10 protein-coding genes are annotated in these 19,285 nt (G+C 38.3%); 9 read left to right on the forward strand and 1 reads right to left on the reverse strand.

Going from position 1 to position 19,285, the window contains the following annotated elements; translation table 11 throughout:
- Positions 1–39: 39 nt before the first annotated feature.
- The 8 genes from IV514_RS12485 (at position 40) to IV514_RS12520 (ending at position 17,491) form a co-directional block, all read left to right on the forward strand.
- A complete protein-coding gene (locus IV514_RS12485; RefSeq protein ID WP_206485599.1) occupies positions 40–1,050 on the forward strand; it encodes a YCF48-related protein in 1,011 nt (336 codons plus the stop codon).
- Position 1,051: 1 nt separating this feature from the next.
- Positions 1,052–3,355: an MMPL family transporter gene (locus IV514_RS12490; protein ID WP_206485600.1), complete on the forward strand. Its 2,304-nt coding sequence runs from the start codon at positions 1,052–1,054 to the stop codon at positions 3,353–3,355.
- A 266-nt stretch (positions 3,356–3,621) separates the two neighbouring features.
- Complete coding sequence (locus tag IV514_RS12495) at positions 3,622–8,463, forward strand: NAD-glutamate dehydrogenase (protein ID WP_206485601.1); 4,842 nt, start codon at positions 3,622–3,624, stop codon at positions 8,461–8,463.
- Positions 8,464–8,708: 245 nt separating this feature from the next.
- Positions 8,709–9,719: a quinone-dependent dihydroorotate dehydrogenase gene (gene pyrD / locus IV514_RS12500; RefSeq protein ID WP_206485602.1), complete on the forward strand. Its 1,011-nt coding sequence runs from the start codon at positions 8,709–8,711 to the stop codon at positions 9,717–9,719.
- A 362-nt stretch (positions 9,720–10,081) separates the two neighbouring features.
- A complete protein-coding gene (locus IV514_RS12505) occupies positions 10,082–13,315 on the forward strand; it encodes a S41 family peptidase (protein ID WP_206485603.1) in 3,234 nt (1,077 codons plus the stop codon).
- Positions 13,316–13,664: 349 nt separating this feature from the next.
- Positions 13,665–16,487 (forward strand): M12 family metallo-peptidase, encoded by a 2,823-nt coding sequence (locus IV514_RS12510; protein WP_206485604.1) that lies wholly within the window; start codon positions 13,665–13,667, stop codon positions 16,485–16,487.
- 149 nt (positions 16,488–16,636) lie between these two features.
- Complete coding sequence (locus IV514_RS12515) at positions 16,637–16,984, forward strand: Imm8 family immunity protein (protein WP_206485605.1); 348 nt, start codon at positions 16,637–16,639, stop codon at positions 16,982–16,984.
- A 126-nt stretch (positions 16,985–17,110) separates the two neighbouring features.
- Positions 17,111–17,491 (forward strand): hypothetical protein, encoded by a 381-nt coding sequence (locus tag IV514_RS12520; RefSeq protein WP_206485606.1) that lies wholly within the window; start codon positions 17,111–17,113, stop codon positions 17,489–17,491.
- Positions 17,492–17,831: 340 nt separating this feature from the next.
- On the opposite strand, the gene IV514_RS12525 is transcribed toward IV514_RS12520, so the two are convergent.
- On the reverse strand, positions 17,832–18,857 hold the full coding sequence (locus tag IV514_RS12525; RefSeq protein WP_206485607.1) for an IS110 family transposase: 1,026 nt from the start codon (positions 18,855–18,857) through the stop codon (positions 17,832–17,834).
- A gap of 94 nt (positions 18,858–18,951) precedes the next feature.
- On the opposite strand from IV514_RS12525, the gene IV514_RS12530 reads away from it, so the two are divergent.
- Positions 18,952–19,263 (forward strand): hypothetical protein, encoded by a 312-nt coding sequence (locus IV514_RS12530; RefSeq protein WP_206485608.1) that lies wholly within the window; start codon positions 18,952–18,954, stop codon positions 19,261–19,263.
- Positions 19,264–19,285 lie beyond the last annotated feature (22 nt).

A 19,285-nucleotide genomic window follows, 5' to 3' on the forward strand; every position in this document is an offset into this window, starting at 1 on the left:
GCCTTTTTTATTGATATGTTAAAGTAGGATTATAACTAAATGAGAGTCATGATTGGCATTTTATTGGCCATTGGTTTTCTTTCCCCTTTGTCTGCACAGACAGATACCAAAGCGGCAATAATGTCAAAGCTTGCGGTTAAATCAATGTTGTTTGATATTGCTAATGTTGAAAATGAATTTGTCATTACCGTAGGTGAACGAGGTCATATTTTACGTTCAAAAGATGGCAACAATTGGCAACAGGTCAATGTGCCCAGTCAAACAACATTGACTGCTATCACTTTTGTCGATAATCGTCATGGCTGGGCAGTAGGTCATGGCTCGACTATTTTACATACCAACGATGGTGGCTTTACTTGGCAGATACAACAATACCTGCCTGAAACACAAAAACCCTTATTAGATGTCGCGTTTCAAAATAACTTAGAGGGAATAGCCGTAGGTTCATACGGATTATTTTATCGTACTGTTGATGGCGGAAAAACATGGCAACGTGAATACCATACGTCATTACTGGCACAAGAGGATTTAGATTACCTTGATATGTTACGACAAGAAGATGAACAAGCATATCTAGAAGAACGCGCTAGTATATTACCTCATTTTAATCGTATTTTTGTCGATGGCATAACGACCTATTTAGTTGGTGAACTTGGTTTGATAGCCAAAAGTAATGACTTTGGTCGTAATTGGCAACGTTTTGCCGAGGTTTATCATGGCTCATTTTATGACATTGGCCGCACCCATTTAGGTAATTTGCTAGCCGTTGGCTTGCGTGGCAATATTTATCGTAGCGTAACCAATGGTGCTGAATGGCAAAATAGTGATTCGGCAGTTACGGCATTATTGAACAGTATTGTACTTGCAGGTCAGTCACAAATATTTTTACTCGGCAATAGCGGAGTGATGTTAGAAAGTACAGATGATGGTAAAAGCTTTACCCAGCATATTCAAGAAGATGGTAAAGCACTACTTGCAGGCGTTGTGTTCAATAAACAATTGGTTATTGCGTCAGAGGCAGGTATTAAAGCACTAAAGGTAGTAAAATAAAATGAGCGTAGATACCTTAATTGATCGTATTGAAATTACCGTATTTAGACACAGGGCATTTGTCTTATTTATATTTGCTTTACTGAGTGTTTTTTTGATTTTTCAGGCATCGCAAATCAAACTCGATGCTTCTTTTACAAAAAATATTCCGCTAAATCATGAGTACATGCAGACCTATTTGAAGCACCGAGAAAACTTTGGTGGAGCAAATAATGTGTTGATTTCTGTGTGTAACCAAGAAAGTGATATTTTTAATGAAGAATTTTTCACTGCATTAAAAGGGGTTCACGACCAGTTATTTTTTATTCCCGGTGTCAATCGAACTCAAGTAAAATCTTTGTTTTCACCCAGTACACGTTTCGTTGAAGTGGTCGAAGACGGTTTTGCTGGTGGACCTGTAGTGCCTGCTGATTTTGTTGCTGATAAACAAGGCTTAGCTGTTGTTAAACAAAATATTGAAAAAGCAGGTATTATTGGGCGTATCGTTTCGGATGACTATCGCTGTGCTATGGTTAAAGCGACATTAATGGAGCGTAATCCAAATACGGGAGAGAAGCTTGATTCTATTGCCTTAGCGAATGTGCTCGAAAATGATATTCGAAAGCCATATGAAAAGGGCAATATTACCGTTCACATTATTGGTTTTACTAAGATGGTTGGTGATGTTGCAGATGGTGCTAAGGGCGTAGTCACGTTTTTTGCCGTTGCCATAGCAATCACAACCTTGATGGTATTTTTGTTCTCTCGCTCCATATTACTGACTATCTTACCTATTGCTTGCTCATTAGTGGCGGTTGTTTGGCAAATGGGCTTATTATCAACTATTGGCTTTGGTTTAGATCCTATGTCAATTCTTGTGCCATTTTTAGTGTTTGCCATTGGTGTTAGTCATGGCGTACAAATGATTAATGCCATAGGAAAACATGCCCAACAAGGTTACTCAACCAAAGAAGCGGCGCAGTTTAGCTTTCGTTCATTAATTATCCCTGGTGGTGCAGCCTTACTGTCAGACACTGTTGGTTTTATTACGCTGTTATCGATTGATATCGGGATCATCAGAGAATTAGCTATTACGGCATCGTTAGGTGTTGCTGTGATTATCTTTACTAATTTATTATTGCTGCCTGTGGTAATTTCATTTCTTGATATTAAAGCTAAGCCGTCAAATAACGAGCAAGCTAATGGTCTTTGGCACTTTATGGCAAGCTTTAGTCAAAGAAGTGTAGCGAGTGTTATTTTGTTGATCGCAGCCGTATTGTTTGCCGCGGGTTTTCATTACTCTAAAGATCTTAAAATTGGTGAGTTACATGCTGGTGCACCCGCCTTACATGAGAGCTCTCGTTATAATCAAGACACTTTTTTGATCACTGATCGTTATGCAATTAGTGTTGATTATATGTCAGTCATTGTTGAAACAACGGCGAATGCCTGCACGGACTCCAATGTGCTTAAGACGATGGATGCTTTTCAGTGGCGTATGGAAAATATTCAAGGTGTGCAGTCGGCAGTGAGTTTACCTTCTGTGATGAAAGTCATTAATTCTGGCTATTATGAAGGAAATTTGAAGTGGCGTATTATCTCACCGAATCAATTTGCATTAGCGCAAACCTTATCAAATGTGCCTAGCTCAACTGGCTTATTAAATAATGAATGTAGTGTGATGCCAGTGATCTTATTCTTAGCCGATCATAAAGCGGAAACCATTGATCGCGTAGTTGCTGAAGCTAAATTGGCTATAGAAGAACTGAACAACGACTTGCTTACTTTCCGTTTAGCATCAGGCCCTATTGGGGTAATGGCTGCAACCAATGAAGCTGTCGCCGAAGCCCAAATGCCGATGATGTTCTATGTCTATGGTGCAGTTACACTACTTTGTTTGATTAGCTTTAGAAGCGTGAGAGCTACCGTTGCTGTGGTTGTACCGCTTTATGTGGTCTCTACGCTTGCTCAGTGGCTAATGACGGTGCTCGATATCGGTTTAACGGTTTCAACTTTACCTGTGATTGCTTTAGGAGTTGGTATTGGGGTAGATTACGGTATCTATATTCTGTCTACCATGAGTATCAAGCTTCGTGAGGGTATGTCAGCCGATAAAGCTTACTTTGAAGCATTACGAGAACGAGGCAGTGCAGTACTGATCACAGGTGTTACACTTGCCATCGGTGTTTCTACTTGGTTTTTCTCTGATTTGAAGTTCCAAGTGGATATGGGGATATTATTAACCTTTATGTTCCTGGTAAACATGTTGGCTGCGGTTACAATATTGCCAGCATTGGGAAGTTTCTTATGGAAAAATAAAAAATAATTAAAAATTTTTTATTTATTTTTGCCTGCATAAATAAACATGAAAATGGCCGAAAGGTCATTTTCTATTTATAACAAGTGAATAAACAGTTGTCATCGTACAATATATCTGCCATTTCCCTGACTATTTCAGCTTGCTTGATAAAAATATTACTCGCAATAGCCTAAAATTATTAATAAAATTCACCTCGTAGTCTATCCTAGTAGACACATATAAAAATTTTACAACAAATTATTTCAAGCGTTTTATCCAAAAAGGAAAACGGCATGGCATTAGTAGACGGTTTACCCTCTGTGATACTTTCTAATGTAGCACAATTAATTAAGCAAAAAGTTCCTGCGGAAACAGCTCCTTTGGTGGAGCAATTTGCTGAACTTCTCTATCGAAATATATCAACACTAGATTTAGCTCAACGTAATGACAGTGACATGTACGGTGCAACGTTAAGTTTGTGGAAGTCCTTAAATGATCATAAAGTGAATAAGCCAATCATTAAGGTATTTAATCCACAAGTTTCTAAGCATGGCTGGAAATCAAGCCATACGATCATTGAGATCATTACAGAAGATATGCCGTTTTTGGTTGACTCTGTACGTATCGCATTAGGACGTATGGGAGTTACTCCGCATTTGATGTTAAATAGTCCGATCCGTTTAGTTCGTCAGAAAAACAATAATATTGAACAATTATCAACGGCTTCAGATAAAAAGATCAAATCAACCTCAATTGAAACAGTATTTTTTATTGAAATTGATCGTCAAACCGATCAAGAAGTGATTGAAGAAATAGAAAGTGAACTATATTCGGTGTTAAGTGACATTGCTATTACCGTCAATGATTGGTCAGCAATGAAAAAACGCTTAGAAGTCGTGATTAAAGAAACTGAAAAAGCTAATGTGCCATGTTCGAAGAAAGAGCATCAAGATGGTCTTGATTTTCTACGTTGGTTACTCGCGGATAATTTTACATTATTAGGATATCGCTCTTATAGCGTTAAAACGCTAAAAGGTGACTTAGCCTTGTCAGCTGATGTGAAATCAAGCTTAGGTTTAATGAAACAGTCTCAAGGGACAAAGGAACGACTTTTATCAACCTTAAGCCCTTCAGCGAGAGAATTAGCGTTAGGGAATAATTTACTTATTTTAACGAAAACCAATTCTCGCTCACGTGTTCACCGACCAGCACACCTAGATTACATCGGTGTTAAACGTTTTGATGATCAAGGCAATGTACTCGGTGAAGAGCGCTTTGTAGGTTTGTTTGGCTCTGCTTATTATACTAACAGTGCGTTAGACTTGCCGTTAATCAAATCTAAAGTTGCAAGTGTGTGTCAAGCCTCTGGTTATGCAGAAGGTACTCATGCATTTAAGACCTTAATAAATATTTTAGAAACATACCCAAGAGATGAGATTTTGCAAACCAGTACTTCTGAGTTATTGCAAAATGTATTGGGTATTTTCCAAATGCAAGAGCGCGATTACTCTGGCTTATTTATTCGTCGCGATGCGTTCGAACGTTTTTATTCTTGTATGGTGTATGTGCCAAGAGAGCGTTATAACACGGCATTAAGGGTTAAAACCCAAAAATTATTACAAGAATCATTTAATAGTGATCAAGAGGTTGAATTTACAACCTATTTCTCAGAATCCGCGCAAGCGAGAACACATTACATTGTTCGCGTAAATTCAACAAAAGCAGATATTAACGTGAAAGAAATCGAAAAGAATTTAAATGAAGCAGCACGAAGCTGGGATGATAAACTTTCAGCGGCATTAAAAGCACAAAAAGGTGAAGCCAAAGGTAAAGCATTAAGCCGTAAATATGTTAGCTTCCCACAAGCCTATAAAGATGAAGTATTACCAGGTAGTGCCATTGTTGATATTGCAAAATTTGAGGCATTATCTGACAGTAATCAGCTGGAAATGCTTTTTTATCAGCCACAGGAAGAAAAGAAAGGTAGCCGCTTTGTTAAGTTGAAGTTATTCCATAAAGGAGATCCGCTTCACTTATCTGATGTACTACCTATGTTAGAAAACTTCGGTTTGCGGGTGATCGGTGAAAGCCCTTATGCGGTTAACACCTCTGAAGGTGAAACCTGCTGGATCTTAGATTTTTCTATGTTATTAACCGGTGATAAAGCGTTTAATTTAGAGAAAGTTCAAAACTTATTCCAAGATGCTTTTGCCAAAGTGTGGCGCGGTGTATTAGAAGATGATGGTTTTAACCGGTTAATTTTAGCTGCCGAATTGGCTGGTCGTGAGGTGTCTATCTTACGGGCATACGCAAAATATGAGCGTCAGTTAGGCGGTACGTTTAGTCAAAGCTATATCGAAGACACGTTCGCGCGTTATCCGAAACTGGCTGAATTATTAATTAAATTATTTAACTTACGCTTTGACCCTCAATCGAAACAGTCTGATAAAGCGATCACTAAAGTTTTAGATGATATTGAAACGTCATTGGATAACGTGGCGAACTTGGATGATGATCGAATCATTCGTCGCTTTGTTGAGATGATCAAAGCAACAATTCGTACTAACTACTTCCAATCTCATCCTGAATTAGGTGAAAAGTCTTATATCTCGTTTAAAATCACACCTGAATTAATCGCAGATATTCCTCAACCTATTCCTGCTTATGAAATTTTTGTTTACTCACCACAAGTTGAAGGTGTGCATTTGCGTGGTGGAAAGGTTGCACGGGGTGGTTTGCGTTGGTCTGACCGTCGAGAAGACTTTAGAACAGAAGTGTTAGGCTTAGTAAAAGCACAACAAGTTAAAAACACTGTGATTGTGCCAGTAGGTGCAAAAGGTGGCTTTGTTTGTAAGCAGTTGCCACAAGGTAGCAGAAAAGAAATCTTTGAAGCAGGACAAGAATGCTATCGTACCTTTATCCGTGGTCTTTTAGATATCACTGATAATATTGTTGCCGGTGAAGTGGTGCCTCCCGTTAATGTGGTTCGTCACGATGAAGATGATCCGTATTTAGTGGTTGCAGCAGATAAAGGCACAGCAACCTTCTCTGATATCGCTAATGGTATTTCAGAAGAATATAACTTCTGGATGGGTGATGCTTTTGCTTCCGGTGGTAGTGTAGGTTATGACCATAAAGGCATGGGGATCACGGCAAAAGGTGCATGGGAATCTGTTAAACGTCATTTCCGTGAAATGGATATTGATTGTCAATCGACAGATTTTACCTGTATAGGTGTCGGTGATATGGCTGGAGACGTGTTTGGTAATGGTATGTTGTTGTCAAAACATATCCGTTTACAAGCAGCGTTTAACCATATGCACATCTTTATCGATCCGAACCCTGATTCCGCTTCAAGCTATAAAGAGCGTGAACGTTTATTTAACTTAGCGGGCTGTACGTGGGAAGATTACGACAAATCGTTAATTTCTGAAGGCGGTGGTATCTTTAGTCGCGCGGCTAAATCGATAAAATTGACTAGCCAAATTAAGAAAATGCTTGGCACCCAAAAGCAAACCATGTCACCGAATGAGTTGATCCAAGCTATTTTAAAAATGAAAGTGGATCTGTTATGGAATGGTGGTATTGGAACCTATGTTAAGTCAAGTAAAGAATCTCACCTTGAAGTGGGAGATCGAGCCAATGATGCGTTGCGGATCAATGGCAAGGAATTACAAGCTAAAATTGTAGGTGAGGGCGGTAATTTAGGTTTTACTCAGCTTGGCCGTATTGAATATGCAGCCAATGGTGGTCGTATTAATACCGATGCAATTGATAATGCTGGTGGTGTTGATTGCTCTGATAATGAAGTTAACATCAAAATATTATTGAATGGTTTAGTTCAAAATGGTGATTTAACCGTTAAGCAACGTAACAAGCTTTTATATGATATGACCGATGATGTCTCTGAGATCGTATTAGAAGATTGTTACCGCCAAACGCACTCTTTATCTATCACGATTCAAAGAGGGGTGAACCAACTTAAAGAGCAAACCCGTTTTATACATGAATTAGAGCGTACGGGTAAGTTAAATCGCGCATTAGAGTTTATTCCTAATGATGAAGAACTTGCCGATCGTTTAGCACAAGGACAAGGGTTAACTCGTCCAGAGTTATCCGTGTTACTTGCTTACAGTAAAATGGTGTTAAAAGAAGATCTTGTTTGTCCTGAAATCACTGAAAATGCTTATCATGATCAATTATTGATTGAAGCGTTTCCTAAAGAGCTACAAGAGAAATATCGTGAACAAATGCAAGATCACCCACTAAGAGCTGAAATTATCGCGACTAAGTTAGCGAACAATATCAGTAATGACATGGGCTTTAATTTTGTTAACCGTATGCATGAAGAAACGGGCGCTTCAGTGGCAGAAATTGCTAACTGTTATGTCATGGCAAGTGCTGTATTTGAAATGTCGGATATATGGGAACAAATCAGTGATTTAGATAATAAAGTATCAACATCGGTACAAACTGAAATGTTATTCCAATTGCGCCGTACTGTACGTCGAGTTACTCGTTGGTTCCTTCGCCATCGTAATAAGTTAATGGAAATTCAACAGTCTATTGATTTTTACTCGAAAATTTTTAACGCCATGACAGACAAAATTTGTGATGTCATGATCGAAGAAGAAGTCGATATGCTTAAGCGCGTTGAAGATGATTTAATCAACGTAGGTGTGCCTAAGAATATTGCACAGCGTATATCACAGTTAAGTACATTATTCTCAGTGATGGACTTAGCAGAGCTATCTAAGAATGACAGCCGTCCAATTGAAGTTGTAGCGGATGTTTACTTTAAATTGGGTGCTCGTTTAGATTTACACTGGTTCTTAGATCAAATTACTAATCAGCCTGTTTCTAATCACTGGCAAGCTCTTGCTAGGGCGTCATTTAGAGAAGAGCTCGATTGGCAGCAACGCTCAATTACTTCAGTTATTTTACGTTGTGATGAGAAGAGTGAAGATGTCGAAGCTATGCTAGAAAATTGGTTTAGCGCTAACGAGCTACCATTGAAGCGTTGGAATCATATTCTTGATGAATTTAGAATTGGTCAAACTCATGATTTTGCTAAATTCTCTGTCGCATTAAGAGAGCTAATGTTGCTGAGTTTAAATTGTGACCCAAGCAAATAAAATGATAGAATCCCCGCATTAGCGGGGATTTTTGTTTGTGACCGAATATAACAGCTTCAATTAGTGTTATAGAGCAAGTTTAAATTGTATTGGTTATTCGCCAGTAAACTTTTTTATTGGTTATGTTTACAGCCTGTTTCATTCAGAAAATCCAACATTATCAATTAACTTTATCATGTTGATAATAAGCTAGATTAATGTTTTTCGTGAGTTAGTGACTATTTTATCAATGCTATCGAGGTGATATGTTTTATTCAGCAATACGTAATATTTTATTTCAATTTGATCCTGAAACCATTCATGAGTTAACCATTAAAGGGTTAAAGTCGACCGGATCAACACCTCTTAATTTTGCTTATAAACAGCAAGTCGCGAATAAACCCGTTCAAGTAATGGGCATACATTTTCCTAACCCTTGTGGTTTAGCGGCTGGATTAGATAAAAATGGTGAATGCATTAATGCTTTTGATGCCATGGGATTTGGCTTTGTTGAAGTTGGTACGGTAACACCTAGACCGCAACCGGGTAATGATAAACCTCGGATATTTAGGTTACCTGAAGCGAATGCGGTGATTAATCGTATGGGCTTTAATAACAAGGGCGTTGACTATTTAGTTGATCAAGTCAGAAAAGCTAAATTTAAAGGGGTTTTAGGGATAAATATTGGTAAAAATAAAGATACACCTGATGATAATGCCAAAGATGATTACATCTATTGCATGCGCAAGGTTTATAATTTTGCCAGCTATATTACGGTGAATATTTCGTCGCCGAACACGCCAGGTTTACGCTCTTTGCAATATGGCGAAGCGCTAAATGAATTGCTAAGTGCATTAAAAGCAGAACAAACTAGTTTAGCGAATCAATACGATAAATATGTCCCCATTGCCGTTAAAATCGCGCCAGATTTATCCGAAGAAGAAGTCAAATCAATTGCTGAATGTCTAATTACCAATGAGATTGATGGTGTTATTGCTACCAATACTACTTTATCGCGTGATGCCGTTGCCCATCTTGAACATGGCAATGAAGCCGGGGGCTTAAGTGGTGCGCCAGTGAAAGATTTAAGCACACAGGTTATTCGTTTATTAGCCACTGCACTTGATGATAAGTTGCCTATTATAGGTGTTGGTGGTATCAGTTGTGGTGAAGATGCCAAAGAAAAAATTGCCGCAGGTGCTAAGTTAGTGCAAGTGTATACCGGGTTTATTTACCAAGGGCCTGAGCTGATTAAGGATATTGTTAAGGCGCTTTAGTTATAAAAGTTATCACAACTATCACAGTGTAACTTTTATCTTAACAGTGGCCATGTGTGGAATTAAGCGTTTAAGAAAATTAAACGCATGGCTGCTGGGCTTAGCTAATGTAAATTAGTTGGTCGGTTTCTTTGTTCAATTTAACCGTTAGCACTAATGACTATTGGTTACTTACCTTTCATCTTGTATAACCTTCCGTTTAACTATTTCAGCTCAGCGAATTATTGCGCTTACAGTCACATTCAGTAATTATACTAATCTAAAAATAATAATGTTTGCTAAACCAAAAGGTTAAAACCACCTTTTCGCATGATGCAATCGTAGCACTTTAATCACTCTAATAAAAAATAGGCAATAATGATATGAAACGACTGGCCACAAGCTTGTTTATCTCAGTTGCGCTTGGCGCATCAGCCTCTGATGACCTTGCGTCTGATCCGCTGATTTTACAACCCGAGCTTAGTCCTGATGGGACGCAAATCGCTTTTAGCTATCAGGGCGATATTTGGACAATGCCAATTGCTGGCACTAAGGTAAATCGCTTAACCATACATGAAGGTTATGAGCATAACCCTAAATGGTCAAAGGATGGGGCGTCAATTGCCTTTAGTAGTGACCGTTTTGGTAACGATGATGTTTTTGTGATGTCTAGTGAAGGTGGGCGTCCTCAAAGATTAACTTATCATAGCGCACCAGATCGAGTCCTAGGTTTTGATAATGATAACAAGGTGTTATTTAACACGCGTCGTTTATATGCTGAGGTTGAAAGAGAATGGGAAATCTTTGGTGTTGAACAAGCTCGCCACGCGACAGAGTCTCGATTTATGGATGCGCTTGGTTTTGACGCCGTGGTATCACCAGATGGCAAAATGATCGCATTTGTGCGAGGCACTTGTCGCGTAGCACGTGAAGATTATCGTGGTCCAGCGAATCGTAATATTTGGATCTACCACGTTGATAAAGGAGAGTACGAGCAGTTAACAGACTTTGATGGCAATGATTTTATGCCTCAATGGTCAAGTAACAATGAACTGTATTTTATTTCTTCTAGAGCGGGCAAATATAATGTATTTAAAACCGCGATAGGCTCAAAAAAAGTTGAGCAAATAACAGATGAACGTGAATTTGGTGTTGAGCACTTTAGTATTGATAATAATGCTGAAAACCTGGTGTATCAGGCGGCAGATAAGGTGGCATTAATTGCCGATGGCCGTCAGCAGCGCTTGAAGTTGTCAATACCAACGGATTTTCGTTTTGACCCAGTGACGAATAAGTCGACTACAAATTCAATTGACGAATACAGCGTCTCACCAAATGGTAAGTTAGTTGCGTATGCGTTACGTGGTGACTTATACGTCAAGCGTAATGACAAAGAAGACAAACGTTCGGTTAGACTGACTACAGGGGCTGCGCGCGATCGCGATGTGGCGTGGTTAAATGATAATACCTTGTTATTTGTTTCGGATCGAGATGGTCAAAATGATATTTTCTCATTATCGTCGGCAGATGACAGTGAAGCCAATATCTTTAGATCGTTGAAACACACAGTAAAGGCGCTAACTCGCACCGAAGCACAAGAACAATCGCCAGTGGTTTCGCCAGATAGCAAAAAAGTGGCTTATCAACAAGGGCGAGGAAAGTTAATCGTCAGTGATGTAACCGATGAGCAAACATTTACGAACTCAGTAACCTTGTTAGACGGCTGGGCAACGCCAAGTGATGTTAGCTGGTCACCAGATAGTAATTGGCTGGCGTATTCAAAAACCGATTTATCATTTAACAGTGAAGTATTTATTCATGCTGCAGATAATTCAACAGCACCTGTGAATGTTAGCATGCACCCTAAAGGCGATTATAGTCCGGTTTGGTCGCCAGATGGCAGCAAGCTTGGTTTTACGTCTATGCGTAATAATGGCGATTATGATATTTGGTTTGCTTGGTTAACAGAAAGTGATTGGCAACGCTCAAAAGAAGAATGGAAGCGTGATGAATTCGATGATAAACCAGCAGTTAAAACAGCAAAAGAAGACAAAGACAAAGAAGACGCAGACACACCTGAAAAATCAAAAGACGATGAAAAAGCTACAGCATTGGCAATAGATTTGGATGGCATATACAAGCGTCTTCAACAGGTTACGCGTTTTGCTGGTAACGAGTCGACCTTAGTTTTTGATAAAAAAGGCGAACATATTTACTACGCAATTGGCGGCTCTGGTCGACAAAACTTTAAAATGGATCGTGATCTGTTCAAAATCAAATGGAATGGTGAAGATAATAAGCGCGTGTTAAAAGGCAACAAAAAACCGCGTAGCTTAGCGTTGAGTAACGATGGAAAACAGTTATTCGCGCTGACGGGTAAAGGCACGTTAGTTAAAGTCAAAACGAAAACTGACAAGTCTGAAACACTTAGTACGGTTTCTTTGCAAAGCATCGAGCATATGGCTGAACGCGCTCAAATCTTTGATGAAGCATGGCAAGCGCTTAATGCTGGATTTTATGATCCCAAATTTCATGGTAATGACTGGCAAGCGCTGAAGAAACAATATCGTCCACTTGCTCTTAAAGCATCAACCAAAGAAGACTTTCAATACATTTTTAACCTGATGTTAGGTCAAGTGAACGCTAGCCACATGGGACTCTACCGTGGTGATAACCAAAAACAAACGCAAAAAACGCGCACTGGCTTATTAGGTGTCGAAGTATTTGAGGTTACAGATGGTTTAACCGTTGCATCGGTACTGGCAAACAGCCCAGCGGCAAGAAAAGAAAGTAGCTTACTTGTTAATGATGTCATCACACATGTTAATCAAAAGCCTGTTAAAGATGCTAACTTATATGCATTACTCAATGGCCAAGGCAAAAAGCCTGTATTGCTTAATATTAAACGCTCAGGAGAAGCTAAGGAAGTTGTGATTTGGCCAACAACTAGCTTAGGCAACGAAAAGTATGATAATTGGGTTGAAACTCGCCGTGCGCTGACGGATCAATATTCTGGTGGACGCCTAGGTTATTTGCATATCCGCGGCATGAATTGGACCAGCTTTGAACGATTTGAGCGTGAGTTAATGGCTGCTGGTTATGGCAAAGACGGCATCGTGATTGATGTTAGGTACAATGGCGGTGGTTGGACAACAGATTATCTGATGGCGGTACTAAATGTTAAACAACACGCCTTTACCATCCCTCGCGGAGCCACTGATAACTTAGAGAAAAACTATAAGAAGTTTCGCAATGAATACCCGTATTCTGAGCGACTTCCTTTGTCAGCTTGGACCAAGCCATCAATTGCCATGAGCAATGAAAATAGCTATTCAAATGCTGAAATTTTCTCACATGCTTATAAAGCACTTGGTATTGGTAAGCTTGTCGGGCGTCCGACCTTTGGTGCCGTGATCAGTACAGGTGCACAAGGCTTAGTTGACGGTTCGGTTGTGAGAATGCCATTTAGAGGCTGGTGGGTAAAAGATTCAAATGCCAATATGGATTTCACCCCTGCAGAGCCTGATATTGAAGTATTTAACCCTCCGGCTTATAAAGCGAAAAATATCGACCCGCAGCTCAAACGAGCGGTTGATGAGTTACTTAAATCTTTGTAAAGCTGAGTAAAGAATAGTGATAAAAAAGGTGAGCAAGTTACTCACCTTTTTTATGCTCGCTGTGAAGTGGTGAATTTTTGATTAAATACCGATCGGTTTAAACGGTAGTTAATTTGTAGTGGTTTATCTCTGATCCTATTGTTTTAATGAATCGGTTTACATTCTCTGACAAGCGGCTATGAGTTGATTGATCTTCCCTAAATAATGTAGACATCTTTTATTTAAAAAATCAGAAAATCAGAAAATCAGAAAATCAGAAGATAATAAGTTTTTATGGTGTACACAATACAATACCTATAATATTGATTTTTTAGAATGCAAAATCATTATTTATAATACAGGGGGTAATATGGATTTTAGGGAAGACTTAAAATATGGATTGTTACATTTTATTAATAAATTGATACAGGTATCTTTTTCAACAGTGAATCAATTTCAATTAATCCGTATACTGAAAATTGTATGTTTAGCCTCAAGTTTATTAATAGTAAACCACTCATTAGCTAAACGTTTGGAACATCAGTTATGGAGTTTCAATACAGACTCTGTCTCAAAACCCCGAACTCTAGTTAGTTCACAAACAAATATTGCAACTCAGCGTTCTGTTAATATCGGTGATACGTTGATTTTGCCTGTATCAGAAAATATTCAATATAAAGCGATAGTTACAAACATTGTTGTAAATAATAAAAGCCTTACATTCCAAGCAAAAATAGAAGGGAAGAAAGGGCAATATGTAATTGTAACTCAGGGCGATGAACATAGTTTTGCGACAATATCTTTATCGAATGAAGTGTATCAATTTCATATTTTGAATGGAGTTGTTGTAAACAATAGTATCAAAAATAGTGCTAATAGTATTTTGGCAAATGATATTCATCAGCAAGACATTAAACCTATTAAACAAAAGCAAGACATCACTCACTTTAACTCTCTTATCGATAGTTCCAATAGTGACCTACAACAAAAAGTTGATTCTAATGAAATAGCTAAAGTAGATTTAATGGCTGTCTACACTGATAGAATGGCAGAGGCATATAATGGAGAGCCGTTAACTCGAATTCAGCACTTAGTTAATTTAACAAATCAAATTTTTGAAGACAGTGGAGTCTTAATTCATTTAAACCTTGTCCACAGTGAATCTGTTGATTATGAAGTATCAGACGTTAGTATTGCTATGGACAAACTGACATATAATAGCTTCCCATTTGACGGTGCAATTAGAAAGAATCGGTTTGAAAAAAGAGCGGATCTATTTGTGCTATTTGACATTGGACTTTTTACTAAAAGAGGTGGTGAACTTGTTTCTGGACAAGCATCGTTACCAGTAAGAGGAGATGTTACTAATAAATATGATCGATTAACGGTTTCATTGGTGTCAGCAAATTCTAGCGATTCAGTTTTTATTCATGAAATAGGGCATAACCTTGGCCTAAAGCACTCAAGAAAACAAATAATAGGTGATAGCCCTCCGCCTACTTTTCCTTACGCATTGGGATATGGTATCGATACAGAATTTACTACAATTATGGCTTACCCTAGTGCATTTAACGGAGCTCCTCAATTATTAAAGTTCTCTTCTCCTTTGATTGACTGTTTAGGGTATCCCTGCGGTGTAGACGCTGATATTGACCCATTAAATGGAGCTGATGCAGTGAGGGCACTTAATGAAATGAGATTTGCGGCACAGGATGCACTAGACTCATCCATTTCTGCTTCTGAAATAAGTGAATTTGTAAATAATACTAGTGGTAGTTGCGAGATTGAACTTCCTTTTGATTTAAAACCGTATTACACGGAGCAAGTGAACAGTATTTACTGTGAAGAAAACAACATGGAAGTATATGAATATTTGAAGACTAACACTTTTAAATATCTAAGTTTTTTTGATTATGTTGGTAACGGAACCTCATTAGCTGTAGACGAGATAATAACAGGGTTTGGAAGTTATTTGTCTTATTTAACGCTAAAAAACACTTTGCCAACTGGATTGTCTTCAATATCTAAATTCCCTTTTCTTCAAGGGCTTACAATAGAAGGTAGTCAATTAACTGATGAAAATATTACATCCATAGACTTTTCTGTTTTTAAAAACCTTACGGATTTTTCCATGCCTAATAATCTATTGACAGCGATTGACTTTATAAAGGATAGAGAACAAATCCACAATTTGGACTTTAGCAATAATGGCATTTCATCAATAGAGGTATTAAATAGCATCGAGTGGCATGAACTAAATTCTTCTATTAACTTATCCTATAACCCAATACAAGATTTATCGCCATTGAAGTCTTTAAAGCTAGTTAATGACCTCTGGCGACTTGATATTTCAGGCCTGGGTATTACAAACGAGCATGACTTACTTGAATATACACCTAATCAAGGAGTTGTAAATTTGCTCATTAATGATAACGAGTTGACTCAAGTGCCAGATTTAAGTGCTCTGCTTTTAGTTGAAAACCCAATATTAGCTCTTGAACTAAAAGGTAATTATATTCAAAACATTCATAATGATGATTGGCTGACAGAAATAGATTGGTTGGATCTGGCAAATAATAACATTTATGACATCTCTTCTATATTGAATTTTAGTGGCTGGTTTTTAAATTTAAACGGAAATCCCATTTTTTGCTGGCAAAAGAATTTGATAATAGAACATTTTGTAGAATTAGGTAAATCCAATGAAAACGGGGTTTCATTGTCTATAGATGATGAGTGTAGTTTAGATTCTGATCATGATTTAATGCCAGATGATTGGGAGTCTAATTATGGTTTTGATCCTCAAGATCCAGAAGATGCACAATTAGATAGTGATAATGATGGGTATACTAATTTAGAGGAGTTTAGAAACAACACTGAACCTACAGATAGCGACGGTGATGGAGTTTTAGATTCTGAGGATGCTTTTCCACTTGATGCAAGCGAATCTGTAGATACAGATGGAGATGGCATTGGTAACAATGCTGATACCGATGATGATGGTGATGGAGTACCTGATAGCTCTGATGCCTACCCTTTAGACTCTTCACTCAGTTCTAATCCAAATACTACAAATAATTCAACTTCATCTAGTAATTCTGGTGGTGGAGGTAGTATGTATATTTTATTATTTTTGTTGTTTTTGAGTTTGTTTATAAGATTGAAGTATAGAAGTACAAAGAGAATGAGCTAGTTTGTGTTTTATTGATTTTTGAATTGATTAGATTTTTATTGTATACATAATGCCTACATTAAAAGACACAAGCATAACAACTTGTTGATAAATAAGTCAATTGTCTTATATTAAAACTAATAAGCTGTTATATAACAAGGAAAGTTTGATTGAAGCCCGAAATAAAAAACTACGATTGCACAGACTATGATCCCATCGACACATATCAGTTTAATGTTCCTTGTGATGTCGATTTTTGGATGAACTTCACAATAGGCCCTGTAGGCTTTGATGGTGGCGACAATTTTCAAGTACGAGTAGCAACTTATGGGACTATAGGACTTAAAGAATCTATTCAATATTGTATCTTATTAGATGAATATTCTTTCTCTCAAGTTCTGTCAAAAGTATCTGAATTCCTTGCTAAAAGCGAAGGTCAAAACTGGGATGAGGTTGCAACGAAACTCGCTGAATATATGCTCTGGGAGTTCCAAGACTACAAACCATATAATGGGTAGTAATTGTTATATAACAAGGCGTTTAAAAAATCGGACACCGTAATGCTTGCTCGGTTCCGCTTCGCTTCACATTTTAGCAAGCATTACTAAGCCGTTTAACGCGGCGTTATGTATCTAGGAGTAGTTTTGAGTTCACGGTTTAATAAAAAAGCATTAATTCGTTGGAAGGTCTATATTGATCGCTCAAAAATGTATATCGGATATGTACAATTCTTACTTATTATTTTTGTTTTCATAAAGTCATTAGGTGATAACCCTGTAACAAATTTTGTGTTTAACAGCCCACTAATCGCTGTACCGATTATTTTAATCATTTTTGTATTAGCTTCTTTGGTGCTCGGTTATTTAGATTCTAGGCTTGGGTTTCGTGAAGAAGAAATTAGAAATCACTCTAGGTCTAACCCTGTGTTAATGGATATTCAAAAATCTTTGGCTGAGTTAAATGAAAAGGTTTCTAGAATAGAACAAGATAACAAGAAGATTAAACCTAGTGAAAAAGATACATAACAAACGCATTAAAAATGGACGTCTAAAGCTTGGCTGGCGCTCATTCTTCGCTAATTTTAGCCAAGCTTTTTCCGCCCCTTATGCGGGCTACATGGACTCCCCTTTGTCAAGCACAAGCAGTTTCTGACAACAAGAAGATCTGACAGCAGCTCTACATTCGGCGTTTGTTAGCTATTTACGCTATCGCCCTGATGATTTGCGCTTGAGCATTGCCTCATTCGTTAAACAGTATTTAAATACTTCCCGACTAAACAGGCTTTTATGCTCTCGGTCTGACCGTGTTATCGTCACTTGCTAATGCTAAACCTCGGTGGGGTTAACCGCTTGGTTTACGTTTTATCTATTTCACATAATCAACTTGGTATTCATTGTTACTTCTAAGCAGTGCCCAAATTAATCGGGCATTTTTTGCCGCTAAGGCAACAGTTGCTCGCTTAAACCCTCGTCGCTCGATAAGTTCTTTTATCCATAAACTGGTTCTGTCAGTTTTGTGCTTGCAGTTAGCAATCACGGCTCGAGCGCCATGTATGAGAGAAGTACGAATGTGCTTTTCGCCACGTTTTGATATTCTTCCCCACTTTACCTGTCCACCTGTAGTGTATTGCTTTGGCACTAAACCAATCCATGCGCTAAATGCACGAGAGGTGTCGAAGTCTTTTGCCTCACAGACAGTGGCAACTACCGCGGTTGCGGTCACTTCGCCGACGCCAGGAATACTCATCAAGCGCTTGGCGGCTTTCATTTGATGGGCTAACTGATACAGTTTTCTATCATGTTTAAGGATTTGTTCGTTTAACCCTTTTATCTCTTGCCATAAATCATGCAGTAGCTCTCTAGCAAGCATAGGTAAGTCGTTCTCTGCATCTTCTAAAATACTGGTGATAGCATGTTGTGCAGGGTACCTGCCTTTAGGCATGATGATGCCGAACTCAGCGAGTAAGCCTCTAAGGCGATTAATCAGTGCTGTTCTGTCTTTAATAGCGCCTTGGCGAATACGGTGTAAACACAGTACGGCTTGTTGTTCTTCACTTTTTATGGAGACAAACCGTGTTTTAGGACGTGTTACCGCTTCGCATATGGCTTCGGCGTCATTGGCATCATTTTTTTCATTTTGTCGATATGGGATAACAAATTTTGAAGCCATGATACGCACGTCATGTCCAAGCTTAGTAAACTCTCTTGCCCAATAGTGTGCACCAGAGCAGGCTTCCATCCCGATGATGCAAGGTGGTAATTTTGAAATTTCAGCTAAGAGGTTGTTTCGCTTAACTGTTTTACGTAATTTACACTTGTCATGAGTATCAACACCGTGGATACTAAACACAGATTTGGCTAAATCGATGCCAATTGCTTTAATTAGTGACATATGGACTCTCCTCAATTGAAGCTCTTTATCAACTTCACTATGGCACATTGATGCCGAGTGGGGAGTCCATATCATTCGTTATGAGTACTATCAAATGGAAGTGATATTAGCCAATAAACGCTACTTAGTAGCAGTCGAAATAATTTCAGCTTTGATGCTCGCATTGTGCATTATCGCTATAAAATCTGAAGGGGAAGTTGCTGTAGATAGCTGGCAAGCTATTGGGTCATATATTTCAGTCGCATGCTTTTCTGTTGCGTTCTTCCCTCTTTGTTATTTATCTTGGTTTAGCCATACTGTAAAGAATGTATCTTATTACTTTAAGCTAATTTTCTTTTGGCTGTTAGCTCTGGCTGCAGTTATTATCCTCATGGGTATTGGAAGTATGTTTCTAACGTACTCATAACAAGCCATTACAGTAACGGGAC

Origin of the sequence: Thalassotalea sp. G2M2-11 (genome assembly GCF_017168195.1) — a bacterium.
GTDB lineage: Bacteria > Pseudomonadota > Gammaproteobacteria > Enterobacterales > Alteromonadaceae > Thalassotalea_E.

What these genes read in the sequence shown, in the direction of transcription:
- IV514_RS12485 (WP_206485599.1), top strand. Translation starts at nt 40, where the DNA reads ATGAGAGTCATGATTGGCATTTTATTGGCCATTGGTTTTCTTTCCCCT.
- IV514_RS12490 (WP_206485600.1), top strand. Translation starts at nt 1,052, where the DNA reads ATGAGCGTAGATACCTTAATTGATCGTATTGAAATTACCGTATTTAGA.
- IV514_RS12495 (WP_206485601.1), top strand. Translation starts at nt 3,622, where the DNA reads ATGGCATTAGTAGACGGTTTACCCTCTGTGATACTTTCTAATGTAGCA.
- pyrD (WP_206485602.1), top strand. Translation starts at nt 8,709, where the DNA reads ATGTTTTATTCAGCAATACGTAATATTTTATTTCAATTTGATCCTGAA.
- IV514_RS12505 (WP_206485603.1), top strand. Translation starts at nt 10,082, where the DNA reads ATGAAACGACTGGCCACAAGCTTGTTTATCTCAGTTGCGCTTGGCGCA.
- IV514_RS12510 (WP_206485604.1), top strand. Translation starts at nt 13,665, where the DNA reads ATGGATTTTAGGGAAGACTTAAAATATGGATTGTTACATTTTATTAAT.
- IV514_RS12525 (WP_206485607.1), bottom strand. Translation starts at nt 18,857, where the DNA reads ATGTCACTAATTAAAGCAATTGGCATCGATTTAGCCAAATCTGTGTTT.
- IV514_RS12530 (WP_206485608.1), top strand. Translation starts at nt 18,952, where the DNA reads ATGGAAGTGATATTAGCCAATAAACGCTACTTAGTAGCAGTCGAAATA.